General features: G+C 70.4%; 16 protein-coding genes. 6 read left to right on the top strand and 10 right to left on the bottom strand.

What is annotated here, in order from left to right; all coding sequences use genetic code 11:
- Positions 1–349: 349 nt before the first annotated feature.
- Positions 350–514: a hypothetical protein gene (locus LADH09A_RS06375; RefSeq protein ID WP_238643885.1), complete on the bottom strand. Its 165-nt coding sequence runs from the start codon at positions 512–514 to the stop codon at positions 350–352.
- Between the two features lie 14 nt (positions 515–528).
- Entirely contained in the window at positions 529–1,947 is a 1,419-nt protein-coding gene (locus LADH09A_RS06370) for a serine hydrolase domain-containing protein (protein WP_238643884.1), read from the bottom strand.
- Between the two features lie 120 nt (positions 1,948–2,067).
- Between LADH09A_RS06370 and LADH09A_RS06365 the strand changes: the two genes are divergently transcribed.
- Together LADH09A_RS06365 and LADH09A_RS06360 are read left to right on the top strand one after the other, a co-directional pair.
- A complete protein-coding gene (locus LADH09A_RS06365) occupies positions 2,068–2,391 on the top strand; it encodes a PadR family transcriptional regulator (protein WP_238643883.1) in 324 nt (107 codons plus the stop codon).
- Positions 2,392–2,613: 222 nt separating this feature from the next.
- Entirely contained in the window at positions 2,614–2,922 is a 309-nt protein-coding gene (locus LADH09A_RS06360; protein WP_238643881.1) for a PspC domain-containing protein, read from the top strand.
- 114 nt (positions 2,923–3,036) lie between these two features.
- Here the strand turns inward: LADH09A_RS06360 and LADH09A_RS06355 are convergent, their stop codons facing one another.
- Positions 3,037–3,654, bottom strand: coding sequence for a TetR/AcrR family transcriptional regulator (locus LADH09A_RS06355; RefSeq protein ID WP_372492235.1), 618 nt, complete (start codon positions 3,652–3,654; stop codon positions 3,037–3,039).
- Between the two features lie 112 nt (positions 3,655–3,766).
- Here LADH09A_RS06355 and LADH09A_RS06350 point away from each other — a divergent pair, with 112 nt between their 5' ends.
- Complete coding sequence (locus LADH09A_RS06350; protein WP_238643879.1) at positions 3,767–4,786, top strand: aldo/keto reductase; 1,020 nt, start codon at positions 3,767–3,769, stop codon at positions 4,784–4,786.
- A gap of 203 nt (positions 4,787–4,989) precedes the next feature.
- Here the strand turns inward: LADH09A_RS06350 and LADH09A_RS06345 are convergent, their stop codons facing one another.
- From LADH09A_RS06345 to LADH09A_RS06330, 4 genes are read right to left on the bottom strand one after another with little or no spacing between them, the layout of a single operon-like run.
- Positions 4,990–5,646: a response regulator gene (locus LADH09A_RS06345; protein WP_238643877.1), complete on the bottom strand. Its 657-nt coding sequence runs from the start codon at positions 5,644–5,646 to the stop codon at positions 4,990–4,992.
- The gene (locus LADH09A_RS06340) at positions 5,643–6,797 is read right to left on the bottom strand and encodes a sensor histidine kinase (RefSeq protein ID WP_238643875.1); all 1,155 of its coding nucleotides are present in this window, start codon (positions 6,795–6,797) and stop codon (positions 5,643–5,645) included. The genes LADH09A_RS06345 and LADH09A_RS06340 overlap by 4 nt, the downstream gene beginning before the upstream one ends.
- Positions 6,798–6,811: 14 nt before the next feature.
- Entirely contained in the window at positions 6,812–7,561 is a 750-nt protein-coding gene (locus tag LADH09A_RS06335; RefSeq protein ID WP_238643874.1) for an ABC transporter permease, read from the bottom strand.
- The gene (locus LADH09A_RS06330; RefSeq protein ID WP_238643872.1) at positions 7,558–8,454 is read right to left on the bottom strand and encodes an ABC transporter ATP-binding protein; all 897 of its coding nucleotides are present in this window, start codon (positions 8,452–8,454) and stop codon (positions 7,558–7,560) included. Before LADH09A_RS06330 ends, LADH09A_RS06335 begins: the two co-directional genes overlap by 4 nt.
- 193 nt (positions 8,455–8,647) lie before the next feature.
- Here LADH09A_RS06330 and LADH09A_RS06325 point away from each other — a divergent pair, with 193 nt between their 5' ends.
- The gene (locus LADH09A_RS06325) at positions 8,648–8,821 is read left to right on the top strand and encodes a hypothetical protein (protein ID WP_238643870.1); all 174 of its coding nucleotides are present in this window, start codon (positions 8,648–8,650) and stop codon (positions 8,819–8,821) included.
- Between the two features lie 80 nt (positions 8,822–8,901).
- Here LADH09A_RS06325 and LADH09A_RS31850 read toward each other — a convergent pair whose 3' ends face one another.
- A complete protein-coding gene (locus tag LADH09A_RS31850) occupies positions 8,902–12,000 on the bottom strand; it encodes a hypothetical protein (RefSeq protein ID WP_238643868.1) in 3,099 nt (1,032 codons plus the stop codon).
- Positions 12,001–12,142: 142 nt separating this feature from the next.
- On the opposite strand from LADH09A_RS31850, the gene LADH09A_RS06315 reads away from it, so the two are divergent.
- Both LADH09A_RS06315 and LADH09A_RS06310 read left to right on the top strand, forming a co-directional pair.
- Positions 12,143–13,390 (top strand): hypothetical protein, encoded by a 1,248-nt coding sequence (locus tag LADH09A_RS06315; RefSeq protein WP_238643866.1) that lies wholly within the window; start codon positions 12,143–12,145, stop codon positions 13,388–13,390.
- 490 nt (positions 13,391–13,880) lie between these two features.
- On the top strand, positions 13,881–17,066 hold the full coding sequence (locus LADH09A_RS06310) for a penicillin acylase family protein (protein ID WP_238643864.1): 3,186 nt from the start codon (positions 13,881–13,883) through the stop codon (positions 17,064–17,066).
- 105 nt (positions 17,067–17,171) lie between these two features.
- Here the strand turns inward: LADH09A_RS06310 and LADH09A_RS06305 are convergent, their stop codons facing one another.
- Together LADH09A_RS06305 and LADH09A_RS06300 are read right to left on the bottom strand one after the other, a co-directional pair.
- Positions 17,172–18,338 carry an acyltransferase family protein gene (locus LADH09A_RS06305; protein ID WP_238643862.1) on the bottom strand — a complete coding sequence of 389 codons (1,167 nt, stop codon included), beginning with the start codon at positions 18,336–18,338 and terminating at the stop codon, positions 17,172–17,174.
- Between the two features lie 235 nt (positions 18,339–18,573).
- Complete coding sequence (locus tag LADH09A_RS06300) at positions 18,574–19,278, bottom strand: WD40 repeat domain-containing protein (RefSeq protein ID WP_238643859.1); 705 nt, start codon at positions 19,276–19,278, stop codon at positions 18,574–18,576.
- Positions 19,279–19,377 lie beyond the last annotated feature (99 nt).

Genomic DNA, 19,377 nt, shown 5'->3' with positions numbered 1-19,377 from the left:
GTCGGGCTGTGACCCCGATCAGGGCGAACCATCCAAGGTTGGTGGCAGACCGCACCTCGGCCTTTCATCCAGTGAAAGCTCAGTCCTCGCCGCAGACACCTCACGGATGAGTTGGCCCCCGGGGGTGCGTCCAGGAGGGTGTCGCGTAACCACGTGGTACGTGGCGGCCTGCGGCAGCGAGGTCGGGCGGGCACTGCTCGCCCGTACGGTGCTCGGTGAGCCGGTGGTGCTGTAGGGCACCGGTGCCGGGAAGCCGCTGGCACTCGCCGCTGGCAGGCGACGCCAGAGCGGCCCGCGACCTGCTCATCGACGTGACCGACAAGCTGCCGCCGCGTGCGATGGTTTCCGCTCAGGCGAGCGGATGAGGCTCGTTGGTCAGGGCCGCCAGAGCGGCGGCAACCTCCCGAAGGCTCACGCGAACATCCGTAGTGGTGGTGCCGACCCGGCAGGAGGCCTGGCGCGATCTCGCTTCTTGCTGCGAGACCTCTTCGGCGGGCTCGAAGATGTCGACCATGGTGCTTCCGGTCGTCAGTCGGGGCGTCCGCTCATGCCGAGATCGCTGCGTCCGTGAGGTCCGCCGGCCTGCCAGCCGGCGGGGTTGATGCCGCCGGGCAGTGGTGCGGCAGGGTCGTAGGGCTGCCGGGTGAAGACGAAGGTGCCAAGATCGAGGTGGCTGACGGCGTCAGCCCCGTCGCGTTGCACGCGCAACCGTTCGCCGGCGAAGTAGCCGTTGATCCCCTCCCAGTCGCCGTCGTCGGTGGGGCGTAGCCGGGTGCCGCGCCCGCCGGACAGCGGGGCCAACTCCAGGAAGCCATCAGCCTGCGGGCGCAGCACATAAGGCGCCGGCCCCCAGTACCACGGGCCGGCGAGATCCAGTAGCTGTGCGTCAACTGAGGGCAGCGGTCGCCATGGCGCAGGGATCCGCGGCTCCCGCTCGGCGACCGTCTGCAACAGATCAGCGGCGAGAGCACCGGCGGACAGGCCGGCGGTCACGTTACCCATGACGACCGCGCCCAGAGCGTCGTCGGGGCTGACCCACACGGTCGCGACAAAGCCCGGCATCGAGCCGGTGTGCCCGGCCAACAGTCGGCCGTCGCGGCGTAGCAGCTGCATGCCGAGCCCGTAGCCGCTGTCCCATTCCGTCGTCTCCGGCGGGCTCGCCGGGCTGCGCATCTGCGCGACGGTGTCCGGATGCAACACCCGGTCGTCGCCGTCGATGAGGAACGCGGCGAACCTGGCCAAGTCCGTCGCGGTCGACCACAGTTGCCCGGCAGGCGCCATCAGACCGGTGTCCACGGCGGGCTCCGCGAGGAGCACATCGGCCCAGGGATGCACCGCCCAGCCCGTGGCATGCGGTGCGATCGGCAGCAGGGTGGTGCGGGTCATCGCGAGCGGCTCCAGCACCTCGCGCCGTAGCACCTCGCCCCACGCCTGGCCCCGAACCCGTTGCACCAGCGCGCCGAGCAGCGCATAGCCGGGGCTGGAGTAGTGGTGGCGCTGTCCGGCCGGATGCACCTGCGGATCGCTGCCCAGCACGTCGGCCAGGTCGGGTCGCAGCGTGCCGGGGGTTCGTTCCCACCACGGGCCGGGCGCATCAGCGATCAGCCCGGCGGTGTGCGCCAGCAGCGCACCGACCGTGGCCTGGCCCGCCGCCGTGCCGGGCAGGTGCTCGGCCAGCGGGTCGCTGAGCGCGAGCCGCCCCTCGTCGCGTAGGCGCAGCACCAGCACCGCCAGGAAGGTCTTGGTGATCGAGCCGATCCGGTATTGGAGGTTGCCATCCGGCACCCTGCCGTCCACCGTTCCCCACCCGTCCATCCACACAGGATGGCCATCACGCACCACGGCAGCGACGACCGAAGGCGCCCGACCCGCCACCTGACCGGTGGCCAACCGGTGGACCAGCGCGCGTCGGGTTTCGGGTAGCAGCGGCGTCGGGATCGGCGACATGCGGGCAAACCTACCGGGCGGCCAGCGCTGTCCCTCAACGATTTCACGCGCTGAGAAGGCGCGGTGTCCGTGAGGGCGGCCACTTGTGAAAGGTACCTTGCCGTGGCAAGGTAGCGCCCCATGCAGACCGATCCAAAGCTCGTTGCCTTGCGGCGCGGCCTGCTCGAACCACTCGTCCTGGCTGCCGTCGAATCCCAGCAGCGGTACGCGGCGGAGATCCTCGCCGCGCTGCGGGAGGCAGGCTTCCCTGCCCAGGAGGGCGCGCTGTATCCGCTGCTGAGCAAACTCCGCCGAGACGGGCTTGTGCACCACGAGTGGCGTGAGTCGCCGTCAGGACCGCCCCGGAAGTACTTCTCCCTCACGGATGCCGGCAGAGGCCAGCTCGCCGCGTTCCGCGGGTACTGGGACGAACTGACCCACGTGATCGAGACGATCGGACGATGACCCGTGACTGAGCCCGAATCCATCCGCCTCACCGGGCATGCCGCGGCCTTCTCGGCCACCCGCGAAGCTCGCGAGGCCCTGCGGCAATATCTCGATGATGCGCGACGCGCGTTGCGCTCCGACCCGGACGCTGACGAAATCGTCCGAGATCTCGAGTCCGCGGTCGGCGACCGGTTGAGTGCCCTCACGGGCTCGGGCGACGAATCGCTGTCCGGTGCCCAGATGGCAGGGATCCTGGCTGAGTTCGGCCCGGTGAGTTCGGCACGCCCCTCGCCGTCTCCCGCCGAGAAGCCGTCGCGTGGCCGGTTCTGGTGCAGGATCAACGAGGGCAAATGGTTCGCCGGCGTCTGCCTCGGCATCGCGGCGTACGGCGGGTTCCGCGTCGACTGGGTACGAACCGTCGTGCTGCTGCTGACCATGCTCACCGGTGGACTGCTCGCCGTGGCGTACCTTGTCCTGCTGCTCGTCCTGCCCGTCGTCCCGACGGTCAGCGACTATGAGCGCCAACGGGACGCGCCGCGATACGCCTGAACCGAAAGCGCACCGGAACGAGGGACTCTCAAGATCGGTCGGTGCTCGGCGCCCCGGTGTGAGCCCGGTTTGGAGGACGCAGGTTGGGAGCGGTGGGACCTCTCGGCTGAACACCTAGCGGACGCGAAGCCCGGCCACGAGGAGGTCAACCAGGCGTCGTGCGTCGTAACGGGGGTCGTTGCCCGCGCCGATGCAGAGATTGCCGACGCCGCGCAGCAGCCCGTAGGCGTCCAGGTCGGGGCGGATCTCGTCGGCGGCGACGGCGGCGTCGAGGAGTTGGTCGCAGACCGGGACGAGTCGGTCGAGGAAGTAGGCGTGCAGGGTCTGGAAGGCGGCGTCGTCGGACTGTAGGGCAGCGGCGAGACCGTGCTTGGTGACCAGGAAGTCGACGAACAGGTCGATCCACTGCGCCAGGGCGGCGTGCGGTGTGTCGCTGTCGGCCAGGAGGGCCGGTCCCGCCTCGGCGCAGGCCTCGATCTGGTGCCGGTAGACGGCGACGATGAGGTCGGCCCGGCTGGGGAAGTGGCGATAGATCGTGCCCACCCCGACGCCCGCCCGTACGGCGATGTCCCGCACGGGGACGTCGACGCCGGAGGTGACGAACGCCGCGGCGGCAGCGTCGAGCAGGGCCTTCTCGTTGCGCCGTGCGTCGGCCCGCTTGCGCGGGACCGGTTGCTCCGAGCCGCTGTCGATGTCGGCCACGTCGGTTACCTCCGTCACCCCGCTTGGCATCCGGAACGACGTTCCGTATGTTGGTAATCGGAACGGCGTTCCGCTTCATCAGCATACGGAACGGACGGGCTGCCACCAAACCCTGGACCGTTCGACGCGAAGGAGAACAGTCATGCAGTACCGCACCTTGGGCCGCACTGGTGTGCAGGTCAGCACCCTCGTACTCGGCGCGATGAACTTCGGCAAGATCGGCAACACCACCCAGGAGGGCGCCACCGCGATCGTCGACGCAGCGCTCGCGGCGGGGATCAATCTCATCGACACCGCCGACGCCTACAGCGGCGGCCAGTCCGAGGAGATGGTCGGCAAGGCCATCGCCGGACGCCGCGACGACGTCGTTCTGGCCACCAAGGCGACCCTGCCGATGGGCGACGAACGCAACCAGCGGGGCGGCTCGCGCCGCTGGCTGGTCACCGCGCTGGAGAACAGCCTGCGCCGCCTCGGCGTCGACCACGTCGACCTCTACCAGATGCACCGGTGGGATCCGACGACCAGCGACGACGAGACGCTGTCGGCGCTGACGGACCTGCAGCGCGCGGGCAAGATCCGCTACTTCGGCTCCTCGACCTTCCCCGCCTACCGCATCGCGCAGGCGCAGTGGGCCGCCCGCGAGGGACGTCTGAGCCGCTACGTGACCGAGCAGCCGAACTACTCGATCCTGCAGCGTGGCATCGAGGCCCACGTGTTGCCCGCGACCCAGGAGTACGGCATGGGCGTGCTCGCCTGGAGCCCGCTGGCATCGGGCTGGCTGTCCGGCGCGATCCGTGCCGGCCAGGAGATCAGCACGAACCGCTCGGGCTTCATGCGGCAACGCTTCGACGTCAGCATCCCCGCCAACCGCGCCAAGCTCGACGCCGTCGAGCAGCTCGTCACCGTCGCCGACGAGGCTGGCCTCAGCATCATCCAGCTCGCGCTCGGCTTCGCCACCGCGCACCCGGGCGTGACCAGCGCGATCATCGGCCCCCGCACGATGGACCACCTCCGCTCGCAGCTCGCCGCCGCGGACACGGTGCTCTCGGCCGACGTGCTGGACGCGATCGACGCGATCGTGGCTCCCGGCGTCGACCTCGCCGCCCACGAGAAGAACGACACCCCGCCCGCTCTGCTTGAGCCGGCGCTGCGCCGCCGCTGATCAGTCGGCACGTCAGTGACCAGGCGGCAGACGGACGCACGCCTGCGCGTCCGGCTGCCGCCTGACCCGCCGGGTTGTCCTTCGCGCTGACGGGCAGAGCCGGCTTCACCCGTACCGCGCCCACACGGGCCTGAGCACCAAGACCATCGCCACCGTTCTGCCGTGCGCACGGGAGGAGGATGAGCGAGGCGCTGGCGCACCTCTCACGCACGGGGTTCGACCAGGCCGTTGTCGTACGCGAAGATGACCGCCTGGATGCGGTCTCGCGCTCCGATCTTGGCCAGGACGCGTCCGACATGCTTCTTCACGGTTGATTCGGTGAGGGTGAAGCGTTCGGCGATCTCGGTGTTGGTGGCGCCCTGGCCGATCGCTTCGAGGACCTCTCGCTCTCGCTCGCTGAGCGTGGTCAGGCGAGGGTCCGCACGCGTGGTCGGCGCCGACTCCTGCAGGTAGGCGTCCATCAGCTTGCGGGTCAGGCTGGGGGCCACCACCGAGTCTCCGCTCGCGACGGCGCGGATGCCGGCGATCAGCTCCTCGGGGCGGGCGTCCTTGAGGAGGAAGCCGCTCGCTCCGGCTCGCAGGCCGGCATACACGTATTCGTCCAGATCGAAGGTGGTCAGGATCAGCACCCGGGTGCGTGAACCGGCGGCGGTGATGCGGCGGGTGGCCTCGATGCCGTCCATGCCAGGCATGCGTACGTCCATCAGCACCACGTCGGGGCGGGTCTGCTCGACCATCCGGACCGCCTCGGCACCGGCGGAGGCCTCGCCCACCACGCTCATGCCGGGGGTGCCGTCGAGCAGCATCCGGAAGCCCATGCGTTGCAACTGCTGGTCGTCGACGATCAGCACGGTGGTCATGAGGGCTCCCTGAGGACTACGTCGACGAGCCAGCCTCTGTCGCTCGGGCCGGCGGTCACCACTCCGCCGTACATGGCGGCGCGTTCCCGCATGCCGAGCAGGCCGTGGCTCGGGGCAGCCGGTCTGCCACGGCCGTTGTCGACCACCCGTACCCGTACCTCTCCGTCGGAGGCAGCGAGATTGACGTCCGCGGCCGCGCCGCGCCCGGCGTGCTTGAGGGTGTTGGTGAGCGCTTCCTGCACGATGCGGTAGACCGCGAGCTGCACGCCTCGGCCGAGGGTGTGCAGCTCGCCCGAGGTGGAGTAGGTGACCGGCAGCCCGGCCGCCCGCACGCTCGGCAACAGCCGGTCGAGGTCGTCGATGCCGGGCTGCGGACTCAGCTGCGGATCGGCGTCCTCCTCGCGCAGCACGCCCAGCACCCGGCGAAGTTCGGTCAGCGCCTGCCGGGCGGTGTCACCGATCAACCGGAGCGGTTCGGCGGTCTGCTCGGCCCGCGAGGTCGCGAGCGCGGCACCGCCGTCGGCCAGGCCCACGATCACCGAGACGTGATGGCCGACGATGTCGTGCATCTCGCGGGCCACTCGGGCCCGCTCCTCGGCGACGGCGAGGCGGGCCCGCTGGTCCCGCTCGACCTCCAGGCGGGCGGCGCGGTCCTCGAGGGCGATGAGGTACGCCCGGCGGGTGCGCACGGCGACGCCGGACGCGACCGCAGCCCCCGACGTGCCGAGAACCAGGAACAGCGTGATGATGCGGTTCTCCGTCACCGGGTTGATCAGGTAGATCTCGGCGACCAGCAGCGCGAGGGTGATCCCGGTGGCCCAGGCCAGCGCCCGCCACGAACCGCGGGAGGCCACCCCGAACAGCATCACGAGCAGGATCACCCCGGCGCCGACGCCGACGTCCAGCAGTCCCTCGATCAACTCGATGAGGGCGGTGACCAGGAACGCCGGAAACGGGTACCGCCGCCGCCAGTACAGCGGCGGCAGCAGGACCAGGGTCGCGATGGTCGCCGACAGGGGTTTCTCGATGATGTTCGGAATGCTGAAGAGCACGATCGGGACGGCTAGCAGGGTGTCCATGACCCACGGGTGGCCCCGTTCGAACGCCCGCAACCGTGCCTGCCGGTCCACGAGCCAACCCTGCGTGCTCATCGCCCGAGTCTCCCTTACGCGTCGGTCTTCTTGAGCCGATAGGCGGCGGCGGCGAGCGTCACGACCACATACCCGGCGAAGACCGCGAGACCAGCCCATGGCGCCAGGGTCCCGTCCGCCTGGGTCAGCGCCATCACGGCGCTGCCGGCGTTGCTGGGCAGGTACGGGGTGATGGCCTCGGAGATCGAGTCCGGCAGCAGCGCGGCCAGACCGGGCACGATCAGCAGCAGGCCGGCCAGGATCGCGATGGCTCCGGCGCTGGAGCGCACGAGGACGCCGAGCGCGACGCCGAGCACCGCGACCAGGCCGAGATAGAGGCCGGCGCCCAGCAGGGCCCGCAGCACGCCGTCGTCGCCGAGGCCCAGCCCGGTGACCTTGTCGTTGAGCACGGCTGACCCCGCTGCGAAGGCGGCGAAGGCACCGGCGGTCATCGTGACGAAGGCGGCCGACCCGGCCACGAGGCTCTTCGACCACAGCACCGGCAACCGGCGCGGCACCGCGGCGAGGGTCGCCCGGATCATGCCGGTGGTGTATTCGCTGGCGCCCAGCAGCGCGCCCAGCACGCCGACGGACAGGGCGGCCAGGGACGTGCCGGACAGGGCCAGGTCGATCGAGGTCATGCCGTCGCCCGAGAAGGAAGCCGAGGCGATCATGCCGAAGGCGACCAGGAGGAAGACGGAGATTGCGGTCGTGATCCAGGTGGAGCGCAGTGAGGAGAACTTGGTCCATTCGGCGGCGGCGACGCCACCGGGAGTGATGTTCATCGGGAGGCCTCGTATTCGACAGCGTGGCGGGTCAGGTCCATGAACGCCTCTTCGAGCGAGGCGTTCTGCGGGGTGAGTTCGAACAGTGGGATGCCGCGAGCAGCCGCGGCCAGCCCGATCTTGCGGGCGGAGGTGCCGGCGACGAGCAGTTCCTCGGCGCCGGTCGAGGTGACCGTGACGCCCGGGCCGGCAATCGTCGTGCGCAGGGCGTCAGGCGCGGGAGTGACGACCCGGACGCCTTCGGCGGTCACGAAGTCGGCCACGGTGGTGTCGGCCAGCAGTTTGCCCCGGCCGATGATGACCAGGTGGTCCGCGATCAGCGAGACTTCGCTCATCAGGTGCGAGGACAGCATCACGGTGCGGCCCTCGGCGGCCAGGCCGGTGAGCAGGTTGCGCACCCAGAGGACACCCTCCGGGTCGAGGCCGTTGACCGGCTCGTCGAGCATCACCACGGCCGGGTCGCCGAGCAACGTGGCGGCGATGCCGAGCCGCTGACCCATGCCGAGGGAGAATGCGCCGACCCGCTTGTGGGCGACGTCCGAGAGGCCGACCAGGCCGAGCACCTCGTCGACGCGCGAGCGTGAGATGCCGTGCGTGCGAGCCAAGGCGAGAAGGTGGCTGACCGCCGTGCGGCCGGGGTGCGCGGCCTTCGCCTCGAGCAACGCGCCGATCTCGCGCAACGGTGCCTTCGACGACGCGTACGGCTTGCCGTTGACCAGCACGTCGCCGGAGGTCGGTGCGTCGAGACCGACGATCATCCGCATGGTCGTCGACTTGCCGGCACCGTTCGGGCCGAGGAAGCCGGTGACCTGCCCGGGCTTCGCGGTGAACGACAGGTGGTCGACGACCGTCTTCGCGCCGTACCGCTTGGTTACTTCGCGTACCTGAATCATGCTCACCACGCTAGGTTCGCGCCAGGCCGGGATCGTGGTACCGCAGTCGGCACTTTCCGGGCGCCGCTGGTACCCAGGTACCACCGGCAACCCCTCAGCCGGGCGGCCCGTGGGGCGGTCCTCTCGCTCACCGGACGGGAAGCCGCGCACCAGCCGACGAGCGGTAGTCCGGAAGACGACGGATACTCGCCTGATGACTGGACCCGATCTCGACCCGGAACAGTATCCGCCCATCGACCCGCGCGAACCGGTGCCGGACGACGCGGGCGTCCTGCTGCCCGACACGCCGGACGAACTGCCAGAAGCCCCGGCCGAACCGATGCCGGACGACGGTGGCAACGCCGGTGGCGTGCGCGAGCCGGCATAGACCACTGCCTGAACGAGCGTGACACCAGCCTGACCGCCGATGTCGGCGTCGTTGGCGCCGCGTCGGTGGGGGTTGGGCGGTCAGGCGGATTGCCGGCGGCGGCCGAGTGACAGGAGCAGGCCGGCGGCGGCCACGGCGATTCCTGCGGCGGCGGTGTATGCGGGGAGTTGGGCGGGCACGCCGAGGTGGACGGTGATGCCGAGGATGCGGGACAACCCCCAGGGCAGCAGCGCGAGCTGGTCGTTCCACACCGTCAGCGCGCGTTCCAGACCCACTGCCGCGACCAGGGCGGACAGCACGCCGAGGGGCACACCCGCGGCGGTGAGGGTCAGCCCGACGGCGCTTCGGCGGCGCAGGCCATACCGGTCCCGCAGAACCACGGCGACGGCCACGAACAGCCAGCAGAACGCCGCGAACCCGACGGTGACGTACGCCGCGCGCAGATTCGGCGCAGTCCAGAAGGCGAACCAGTAACCGCCCGGGCCCCGCCCGGCGAGCGCCACCAGCAGCAGCACGCTGCGCAGCAGCGCGACGCCGCCGACCACGGCCCACAGGTGGAACGGATCCCGGCGACCGACGACGAGGCGTACGACGAGGGCGAACAACGCCCACCCACCGAGGGTGACCAGCAGGTGCGCCGGCGCGGCGAACCAGGTCAACACGAGCCGGCTCGCCACCAGCACCAGGGCCGGGACCAGCCACACCAACACCCGGTCCGCCCGCGACACGGGTGTCGGCAGCGCGGCGACCCGCCACGGCCGGATCGCGCCGAGGAGCAACCCGCGCGCGGCGGCTGCGCCGGACCCGCGCCCAAACAAGCCGAGCAGCACCAACAGCAGGATCGACCCGAGCATCGCACGGGCCGCCCAGGCCATCGCCGGGTCCCGGTCGGCGCGCTGTGCCCCGAGGTCGGCGGCGGTGAAGTTGTACGCGGGCAGGTCCAGGTCGGCGCCGTAGCGCTGCCGGTGCGCGTCGCGCGCGTCGTGGTACGCCGCTGCGGCCAGCCGCCAGTCGTGGCGGGCGGCCGGGGCACCCGTGTCCAGCCACTGCGCGTGCCGCAGCACCATTGCCCGGTACGCGCTCAGCGTCTCGAACAGGTCGACCTGGTAGTCGAGAGTCGCGATGAAGCGCCCGCGTAGTTCGGCGTCCCGCCAGGTCGCCGGTTCGGTCGCGGCGACCAGGTCGCGCATGTGCCGGGCCAGCACGACGGCCTGCGTGCCCTCCTCGATCGCCTCGTCAACCTGGTCGCCGGCCACCGCGTAGATGCTGTCCAGCGCCGCGGAGTCGCCGGTCAGGATGTCCCACTCGAAGATCCACATCATGGGCGGTGGTTCCAGCCCGAGCGCCCGCACCGACCGGTCGGCGTACGGGCCGATGTAGAGGCCTCTGGTGACCGCCTGGCGGGACAGCGCCATGGCCTGCCCGATCGCGGCGACGGTGGCCGGGTCGCCGGAGAACGTGCGGTACGCCCAGTCCGCCGTGACCTGCGCCGGGTCAGCGTTCGGGTCCCAGGCCAGGCGGCCGACGGCGTACGTGTTGAGGTCGTAGAGCTGCCAGAACCCCGCGCGCAGGTACAGCGACATGGGCCCGGCGCGCAACGGCCCGCCGTCCTGGGTCCAGTTCCAGACACCCTCGACGTTCGGGTTGGCGGCAAGGAACGCGTGCAGCGCCTGGCGGTGCAGCGGGCCGAGGTCGTTGGGCAGCGAGCCGAACGCCTCGAACTCGCGCCGGGCCTGGAACTCCACGATGCGGCGGTGTCCGCCGCCCAGCAGGGTGGTGTTCAGCGGTAGGTGGCTGTAGAAGTCGCCCAGGGTGTACTTGGTGGACACGATCAGATGCGGATCGTCGAGCCCGCCGAGGACCTGCGCGTACGACACCGGGTTGGTGTGCAGGTCGCCGACGGCGCCCACGCCCACCGTCCACGTGCGGAAGATGATGTCCTTCCCGGCCGAGCCCGCGGTCTCCAGCAGCGCCCGCAGCATCGCGCGCACGGACGCTTCCGTGGTGACCGCGAGCCGTGACGAGTAGTCCCAACCGGTCCCGGCGTACACCTCGCCGCCCTCGCCGACGCGGACCATCAGGCCGTCGACGAACGGCATCGTCTCGAACAGCTCGGCCAGACCAGCCTGGTAGACGGCCCACAGCTGAGGATCGGCCGCGTCGAGGCCGCCGACCGTCCGTGTCAGGTATGCCTCCAGCGGAGGCGACACCGCGAGCATGTCGGTCAGCAGGAAGACCCGCACGCCCATGGCCTCGGCGTACCGGAAGACGGGGTCGAACGCCGCGGCCATCGCCCGTGCGCGCTCGACGTGCGGGTCGCCGGGCGGGTAGACCGCGCGCCCCTCGCCGACCTTCGCGAACGTGACGTACTCCAGGAAGCCGGGCACGACGATTCCGTTGAACCCCTGCGCCACCGAGTGGTCGACGAACTGCCGAAACTGCGCGTCGATGCGGGCCACCGCGCCAGCGTCCACCCACGGGGCGTGAGGCAGCACCGCCGACCCGACCACGTCGGTGTTCAGTCCATAGTCGTCACCGGCGGCGAAGACGGCCGGGTCGGGCTCGCGCCCCACCGAACCCGCGTCGGTCAGCCGCAGGCCGAGCCGGGGGATGACCACCCGACCCGCGTCCGCCGCCGGGAGCGCCTCGGCGCCGGAGCGGATCCGGTCGGCCAGCCGGTACATCCCGGCTGCCACGCCCGCGACGTCACCGCCCTGGACGGCCAGCTCGGCGCCGCGTACGTCGAGCCGGTACGACTCGGGCGTCCCGCTGAGGGTGGCCAGCACGCCTGCCCGCAGCGTGCTCACCGCCGACAGGTCCGTGGCCGCGACGCGCGCCGTGCCGGTGCCCGGCGCGGTCGTCGCGGACCTGGCCGGTGTCGACGCGGCCGGAACGAGCACCGGCCGGGGCAGGCCGCGGAAGACGACCGCGTCGGCGACGGCGGCCGCGGCCTTCCGGACGCGCGGCTCGTCGGGCACGATGAGGGACGCCAGCGGCGGGACCGGTGCGGGCGTCCGCGCCGGCGCGGCGGCAGCGTCCTCGCGCGGCACGGCGGCGGGGGTGTGGCTCAGCCCCAACGTGTCGCCGACCCCCCAGGCCGTGGCCGCGCCGAGCGCCAACAGGACCGCCGCGGCGACGAGCAGCGGGTACGGCCTGCGGATCTGGGCAACGTGAGCCACGCTCGCATGGTAGTGGCCTCACCGGCCCCCGTCCTCGACCTGCGGAGAGTGTGCGACCGCGCACCCATGTGCTTCAATGCCGTTACCGAATAGTTGATCGAGGCCTCGGCACCTGGGGCTCGCAGGACAACGAGGAGCGTGCATGAGACGACGGATAGCCGCACTGCTGGCGGCAAGCGCCCTCGGCCTGGGGCTGACCCCAGGGCCCGTCCACGCGGCACCCCCCGCGAGCGTCAGCGCAGGCGGGAGCATCGTCGCTCCGCCGCGGTTCGACTTCGCGGCCGCCCGCGCCGCCGCGGACCCGGAAACCCAGGCACGCATCGCCGCCATCGCCGCGCTGCTGCCGGAGAACTGGCAGGCCATGCTCGCCGACAAGCGGGAGAGGATGGGCCTGAAACCGTCCCTCACGCAGGAGCTGGTCGCGGACGCGATCGACCCGTCGCTCTACCAGTGCCAGGACACCCAGTTCACCACGTACACGCAGGGCCTGATCGAAGGCGTCGACCTCGACACCCTGCTGGTCCTGCTCATCTTTGGCGTCCTGGACTACCCGGCCTACGACGCGCTCATCTACGGCCAGCCCAACAACGAGGCGGACTACGGCCTGCCCGCCGGCCACAAGGGCATGTTGAAGCGGACCTTCAAGGACGCGCAGCAGTTCTGGGACGTCAACCTGTTCGACGTCAAGTTGATGGCCATGCAGAACGACATGCTGCAGGACCCTGCGCGCGTCGCTCGCATGGTCTCCTTCATCTGGGGCCTGGGCGAGGATGAGGCGGCAGCCACCGCCGCGGAGATCATGGCGATCATCAACTCCGTTCCCGCGCTCGACGCAGGGCGCAACCCGATCTTCACCCTGAACGCCTTTGCCTTCACCGCCGAGGGTGAGACCGACCCGCCGCTGAGTGACGTCCCGGACAAGGTCGTCTTCGGCGAGGGCATGCTCACCGCGATCGACGCACTCGGTCTGGGAACAGCCGGCGCGCGTGCGATCCTCGCCCACGAGATGGCCCACCACGTCCAGTTCGAACAGGGCCTGTTCGACAGCCCGCTGACCGGCGCCGAGGCGACCCGCCGCACCGAACTGATGGCCGACGGCTTCGGCACCTACTTCGTCACCCACCCGCGCGGGCTCAACTTCACCGGCGTCCAGATCCACCAGGCGCAACAGACCTTCTACGAGGTCGGCGACTGCTATTTCGACGACCCCAGCCACCACGGCACCCCGAACCAGCGCCTGCGGGCCTCGGTCTGGGGCGCCCAGATCGCCCAGCAGGCCACGGGCACCCGGCCCATCCTGCCGTCGATGAATCTCTTCAACCGATTCGAGCGTAAGCTCCCGGCGCTGATCAAGCCTGACGCGCGCCCGCAACCGGCCGGCCGCCTCTGACCCGTCGTACCCCGGCGGGCCGTCGGAATCCGGACGGCCCACCGGGGTACGGGCCGGGCACCCACCAGGTGTCGCCTCGTATGGGCTTGGGCGATGATCCGGTGATCACAGCTGCCGTATCTCCACTCCGTGCAGCGGGCCCTCGCAGGCACGGCATCGTGAGCAGTCGCCCCCGAAGCCGTGCCGCCCCTGTCCCTCCGTGACCACCAACCGATCGCGCCCACGTGCCAGCCGCGGAGGTCCACGCGCAGATCTACCGCTGATGGTGCCCAGTGCGTCCCGCACCGTTCCGGAAGGCGGTGAAACGTCGGCATTGGCGCGTGGTGAACGACGGGTATCCCGGAGAGGGATCCTGCGTCGATCATTGCCCGGAGATAGATATGAGTCACTCTCATCTCCTGGTGGAACGCCCGGGCACCGAGGGGGAGACGTCGGCACCGGAAGCCGGGCGTGACCGAACGGCCCGACTCCGCGTCCCCGGAGGATCGCCATGCCCCGTCCTGCTCTCCGGCACCGGCTCGCGGCATTCACTGCCGCCGTCCTGACCGCGAGCGTCCTGACGGTGACCCCGCCGTCACCGGCGCTGGCCGCCAGCACGTACGCCGCCAACGACTACTGCCTCGGCCAGTGTGCCGACATCCTGCCCCCGGGGCAGAACGGCAACGCCACGCTGGTCGACATCCTGGCGCACCAGGCGCTCGGCACCCGCCCGGCGCACTCCAGTGACCAGCTCGACGAGTACGCGAACCTGGTCTACAACTACGCCGGGCTGACCGACGAGCAGATCGCCCACTTCTACAATGACGCCTCGTTCGGCGTCCCGGCCGCCCAGGTCGAGAGCACCGTCTCGCCGCGCGCAGACGTCACCATCGTGCGGGACAAGGCCACCGGCGTCCCGCACGTCACCGGGACCACCCGCGCCGGCACCATGTTCGGCGCCGGCTACGCCGGGGCCCAGGACCGGCTCTGGGTGATGGACCTGCTCCGCCATGCCGGTCGCGGCACGCTCACCTCGTTCGCCGGCGGCGCGCCCGGCAACCGGGAGCTGGAGCAGAGCATCTGGGCCAACTCGCCCTACTCGGAGGTGGACCTGCAGGCCCAGGTGGACGCTCTGCGACTCAAGGGCGCCCGGGGCCAGCAGCTCTACACCGACGTGGTCGACTACATCTCCGGCATCAACGCCTACATCGACAAGTCGATCGCCGACGACAACTACCCGGGCGAGTACGTGCTCGCGGGCGCCGGCAAGCCGACGCACTTCACCATGACCGACCTCATCGCCACCGCCGGTGTCGTCGGCGGGCTCTTCGGCGGGGGCGGCGGCAGCGAGATCCAGTCCGCGCTGGTCCGGGTGGCCGCCCGGGCGAAGTACGGCGTCACCGAGGGCGACCGCGTGTGGACGGCGTTCCGCTCGCAGAACGACCCGGAGACCGTGCTCACCCTGCACGACGGGCAGAGCTTCCCGTACGGGGCGACCCCGCCCGGCGCGACCAGCGCGGTGCTCCCCGACGCCGGCTCGGTTGTCGCCGAACCCCTCGCCTACGACGCCACCGGCGGGGCCGCCGCCCGCACCGGCGCCAGCACCGCCACCCCGGGGCTGCTCGGCGGCCTGGCCAACCTGCGCGCGCACGGCATGTCCAACGCGGTCGTGGTCTCCGGGCGGCACACCACCACCGGCAACCCGGTCGCCGTGTTCGGGCCGCAGACCGGCTACTTCGCGCCGCAGCTGCTGATGCTCCAGGAGCTGCAGGGGCCGGGCATCAGCGGTCGTGGCGCCGCGTTCGCCGGGCTCAACCTCTACGTGCTGCTCGGCCGGGGCCAGGACTACGCCTGGAGCGCGACCTCCGCCGCACAGGACCTCACCGACACGTACGCGGTGCCGCTGTGCACCACCGACGGCAGCGCCCCGACCCTGCGCACCAACCGCTACCTCTACCACGGGCAGTGCCTCGCCATGGAGGCGCTGGAGCAACGCAACTCCTGGTCCCCGACGCTGGCCGACTCCACCCCGGCCGGCTCGTACACACTGCGCGCGCTGCGCACCAGGTACGGGTTGGTGGCCCACCGGGGCCTGGTGAACGGGCAGCCGACCGCGTTCACCAAACTGCGCTCGACCTACCGGCACGAGGCTGACTCGGCGATCGGCTTCCAGGCTTTCAACGACCCGTCGGCGATGGGCAGCGCGGCGGCCTTCCAGGCGTCCGCGGCCGACGTCGGGTACGCGTTCAACTGGTTCTACGTCAACTCGACCGAGGCGGCGTACTTCAACTCCGGCGCGAACCCGGTCCGTCCGGCCACCGCCGACCCGAACCTGCCCACGAAGGCCGAACCGGCGTACGAGTGGGCCGGCTGGAACCCGGACACCAACGACGCCACCTACATCCCGCCGTCGGCGCATCCCCAGTCGGTGAACCAGGACTACTACGTCAGCTGGAACAACAAGCAGGCACTGGACTTCGGCGCGGCGGACGGCAACTTCAGCTTCGGCTCCGTACACCGGGCTCAGCTGCTCGACGGCCCGGTGCGCGCCGCGATCGCCCAGCGCAAGCTGGGCCGCGCCGACGTCGTCAAGATCATGGCGGATGCGGCGGTGACCGACCTGCGCGGCCAGCAGGTTCTCGGCGACCTGCTGCGGGTGCTGGACAGCACGCCGGTCACGGATCCGGCGCTGGCCGACGCGGTGGGCAAGCTGCGCGCCTGGCAGCAGGCCGGGGTCCGCCGGGTGGAGACGTCCCCCGGCTCCAAGGTCTACCAGCACGCCGACGCCATCCGGATCTTCGACGCCTGGTGGCCGCTGCTGGCCTCGGCGCAGTTCCGCCCCGGCCTCGGACCGGACCTCTACGCCGCGCTGGTCGACGCGATCGAGGTGAACGAGGCGCCGTCGGGCGGCCAGAACGGGGGACGCGACGGCGCCGCGAGCTGGGCGTTGCAGGGGCAGGCGCACAAGGGCTCGTCGTTCCAGTACGGCTGGTGGGGCTACGTCGACAAGGACCTGCGCACCGTGCTCGGCGACCCGGTGGCCGGTGGGTTGGGCCGTGCGTACTGCGGCAACGGCAACCTCGGCGCGTGCCGACAGGCGCTGCTCGACGCGCTCGGCCAGGCCGCCGCGGTGCCGGCCAGCACTGTCTACCCCGGAGACAAGTCCTGCGGGGCCGGCGACCAGTGGTGCGCCGACTCGATCGCCCACTCCGGGCTCGGCGGCATCACCCACCCGGTGATCGCCTGGCAGAACCGCCCCACCTACCAGCAGGTGGTCTCGTTCCCGGCGCGCCGGGGTGACGACGTCACCAACCTGGCGCAGGGCCGCCCGGCCACCGCGTCGAGCACCCAGTTCCTGACCGGCCACACCCCGGACAAGGCGGTCGACGGCAACGTCGGCAGCCGGTGGGCCAGCAGCTACAAGGACAACCAGTGGCTCCGGGTCGACCTCGGCGCGACCCGCACGGTCAGTCGGGCGGTGCTGCGCTGGGAGGCCGCGTACGGCACCTCGTACCGGATCGAGGCCTCCGGCGACGGCACCTCCTGGACGCCGGTGTTCGCCACCACCACCGGCAACGGCGGCGTCGACAACGTCACCTTCGCCCCGGTCGCCGCCCGCTACGTGCGGGTGTACGGGGTCAAGCGGGCCACCTCGTACGGTTTCTCGCTCTACGAGGTCGAGCTGTACGGAAAGTGACCGTGCCCGGAGGGGGCGGCGGGAACGCCCGCCGACCCCTCCGGGGCTCGCGCAGTGTCAGGGGCCGGCAGGTGCGGCCTCGGCGATTCACCACCCACCGAGGCTCTACGGTACGAGCACCGGAGCAGGCTTCGTGGTCGTCTCCTTGATCCGCATTCGGCGGTTGAGGAACCGCTGTGCCGGACGCTCCCAGAGGAAATGGCATCCGGCCGCGACGACGGCGATTACGGCGATCAGCAGCACCATCTTGACGGAGTAGGAGAGCAGGCTTTCCTGCGCCCACGACTCCGCTCCGAACACATGCATCAGCGGACGGTGCACCAGATAGAAGGCGAACGAGACCTCGCCAAGAAGTACGACGAGTCGAGTACTGAGAAAGTGGCTGAGCGCAGACTTCGGATAGTAGCTGAGGCCGAGGAAGAGCAGCACCGCCGGGAGCATCCACAGCGCGTCATAGCTGGCGTAGTAGCGGGTGCGCCCGGGCCAGGCCATCAGCAACAGGGTCGTGGCGAGGGGGAGCCACGTCAACAACGGCGACAGCACTCGGTCCCAACTGCCCGCCGTGGGTCGGTGTCGCATGGCCTGGCGCAGTAGCAGTGCCGCCACCATGCCGAGTGTGAAGTCTCCCAGCCGGGTGACCGGCGTGCGGTAGAGCCACCGGTGCGCACTGAATGGGTTCGTGGCGGGCAGCCCGTTGCGGAAGCCGTGGAAGAGCGCCGCGAGCGTGAAGGCCCCGACGATCACCACCACTGCCACGGCAAGGAGCGCCTTGACGTTGGTGGAAATCGGGCGCAGTGCCAGTACCAGCAACGGAAAACACGCGTACAGGAAGAACTCGACGCCGATCGACCAGCCGGGCGCGTTGATGCCGTAGGCCACGACCAGTGATGGATGCCAGGACTGCAGGGCGAGGACCTGGATGAGGAACCGGCTTGCGTTGGAGGCGCCGTCCACCGCCAGCCAAACGACGACGAGAACCAGCAGGTAGAGCGGGTAGACCCGGGCCAGGCGACTGACCAGATAGTTCCAGGTGCTGTGCAGCGTGGGCCGAGTGGCGCCGTCGAAGTAGCTCAGAGCGATCACAAACCCGGACAGCAGAAAGAAGAAAGTAACACCGTTGCTGCCCGCTCCCATGATCCGTCGAATCGGATCGGGCAGCGACTCGTGCTGTGCCGAGTGATGAAAGAACACAGCGAGTGCAGCGAACCAGCGCAATCCTGTCAGCGCGGGAATGTGCAGTCGGCTCGTGGCGGCCGCAGGTGTCGACGTCATTCATTCCTCCAGTTCAGCGCCAGGGTATAGCACGATGAACTGGCGCGTGCTCCCGGAGGGCCACGCGGAAATAGCACCGGAGGGACATTTAATTGTATTGGAAGTTTCTCCAGGTGTTCATCCATTCGATCCTTCGGTTTTGCGGTATTCATGGCTACGTGAGCGACCGCTCGTCAATTGCGTACGCCCGAATGCCGATCGGCCGGATAGTGCCCACCGACGCCGCCGCGTCGCGTTAAGCGAGCCTGTTCATGGAAGCCCGGATCTTCAGCCACGACGGGTCTCTCGTCGACGTGTCGGTGACCGTCTCCAACTCGCCGGGCTGCCAGGTCTGGGTGCCGTCGGTGAGATCAAGCTGGTCCATGTCGATGACCGACGCCTCGGAGGTGCCGGCAAGGAACTCGGTGACCGCGGCAGTTGATGCCCGGGCCGGGGCGGCCTGTCCCCTCGACAGCACCAGAAGAGTGCCGTCGCCGCCGGCAACGACCAGTTCGCCCGTGGCGGTGGAAGCCAGGGCGGTCACCGCCGATCCGGGCAGCACCTCGTACTCGGTCACCTGTTCTCCGTCGACCTTGATCTCGATGACGGCACCATCTGGCGTACCGATGCAGAGAACACCGGAAGATGGTCCGAAGGCGAGGTTGTGGCGCGACCAGGCGTTCATGCTGTCCAGCCATTCCTGCGGGTATGGATATCCCGGGCTGGGGTCTCCGAGTGTCAGGCCGAGAACGCGGCGCAGCGAAGGGAACTCGAACACCTCGACCGAGTTGTCGTACGCGTTGCCCCGTACCGCGAGATGCCGCCCGTCCGGGCTGAAGACTGGTGTTTCGTAGCAGTCGCAGTCGAGGATCAACGCCCGCCGCATCGGCCGCAGCACCGGTTCGGTGTCTCGGGAGAAGAGCACCAGCGTGGCGCCCTGATCGCTCTGGAGGGTGGCCAAGAGGCCACCGCCCGGATACAGCGCGACTCCGGTGTCCCAGGGCGGGCCGATGGTGGTTGCGCCGGAGATGAGGTCGAGCGTGATGGACGACTCCCAGCC

The sequence above is a fragment of the Micromonospora cabrerizensis genome, assembly GCF_022230955.1.
GTDB classification, from domain to species: Bacteria; Actinomycetota; Actinomycetes; order Mycobacteriales; family Micromonosporaceae; genus Micromonospora; species Micromonospora cabrerizensis.
The sequence above is the reverse complement of the archived record's forward strand: the minus strand, read 5'-3'. Positions and strand labels throughout refer to the sequence as shown.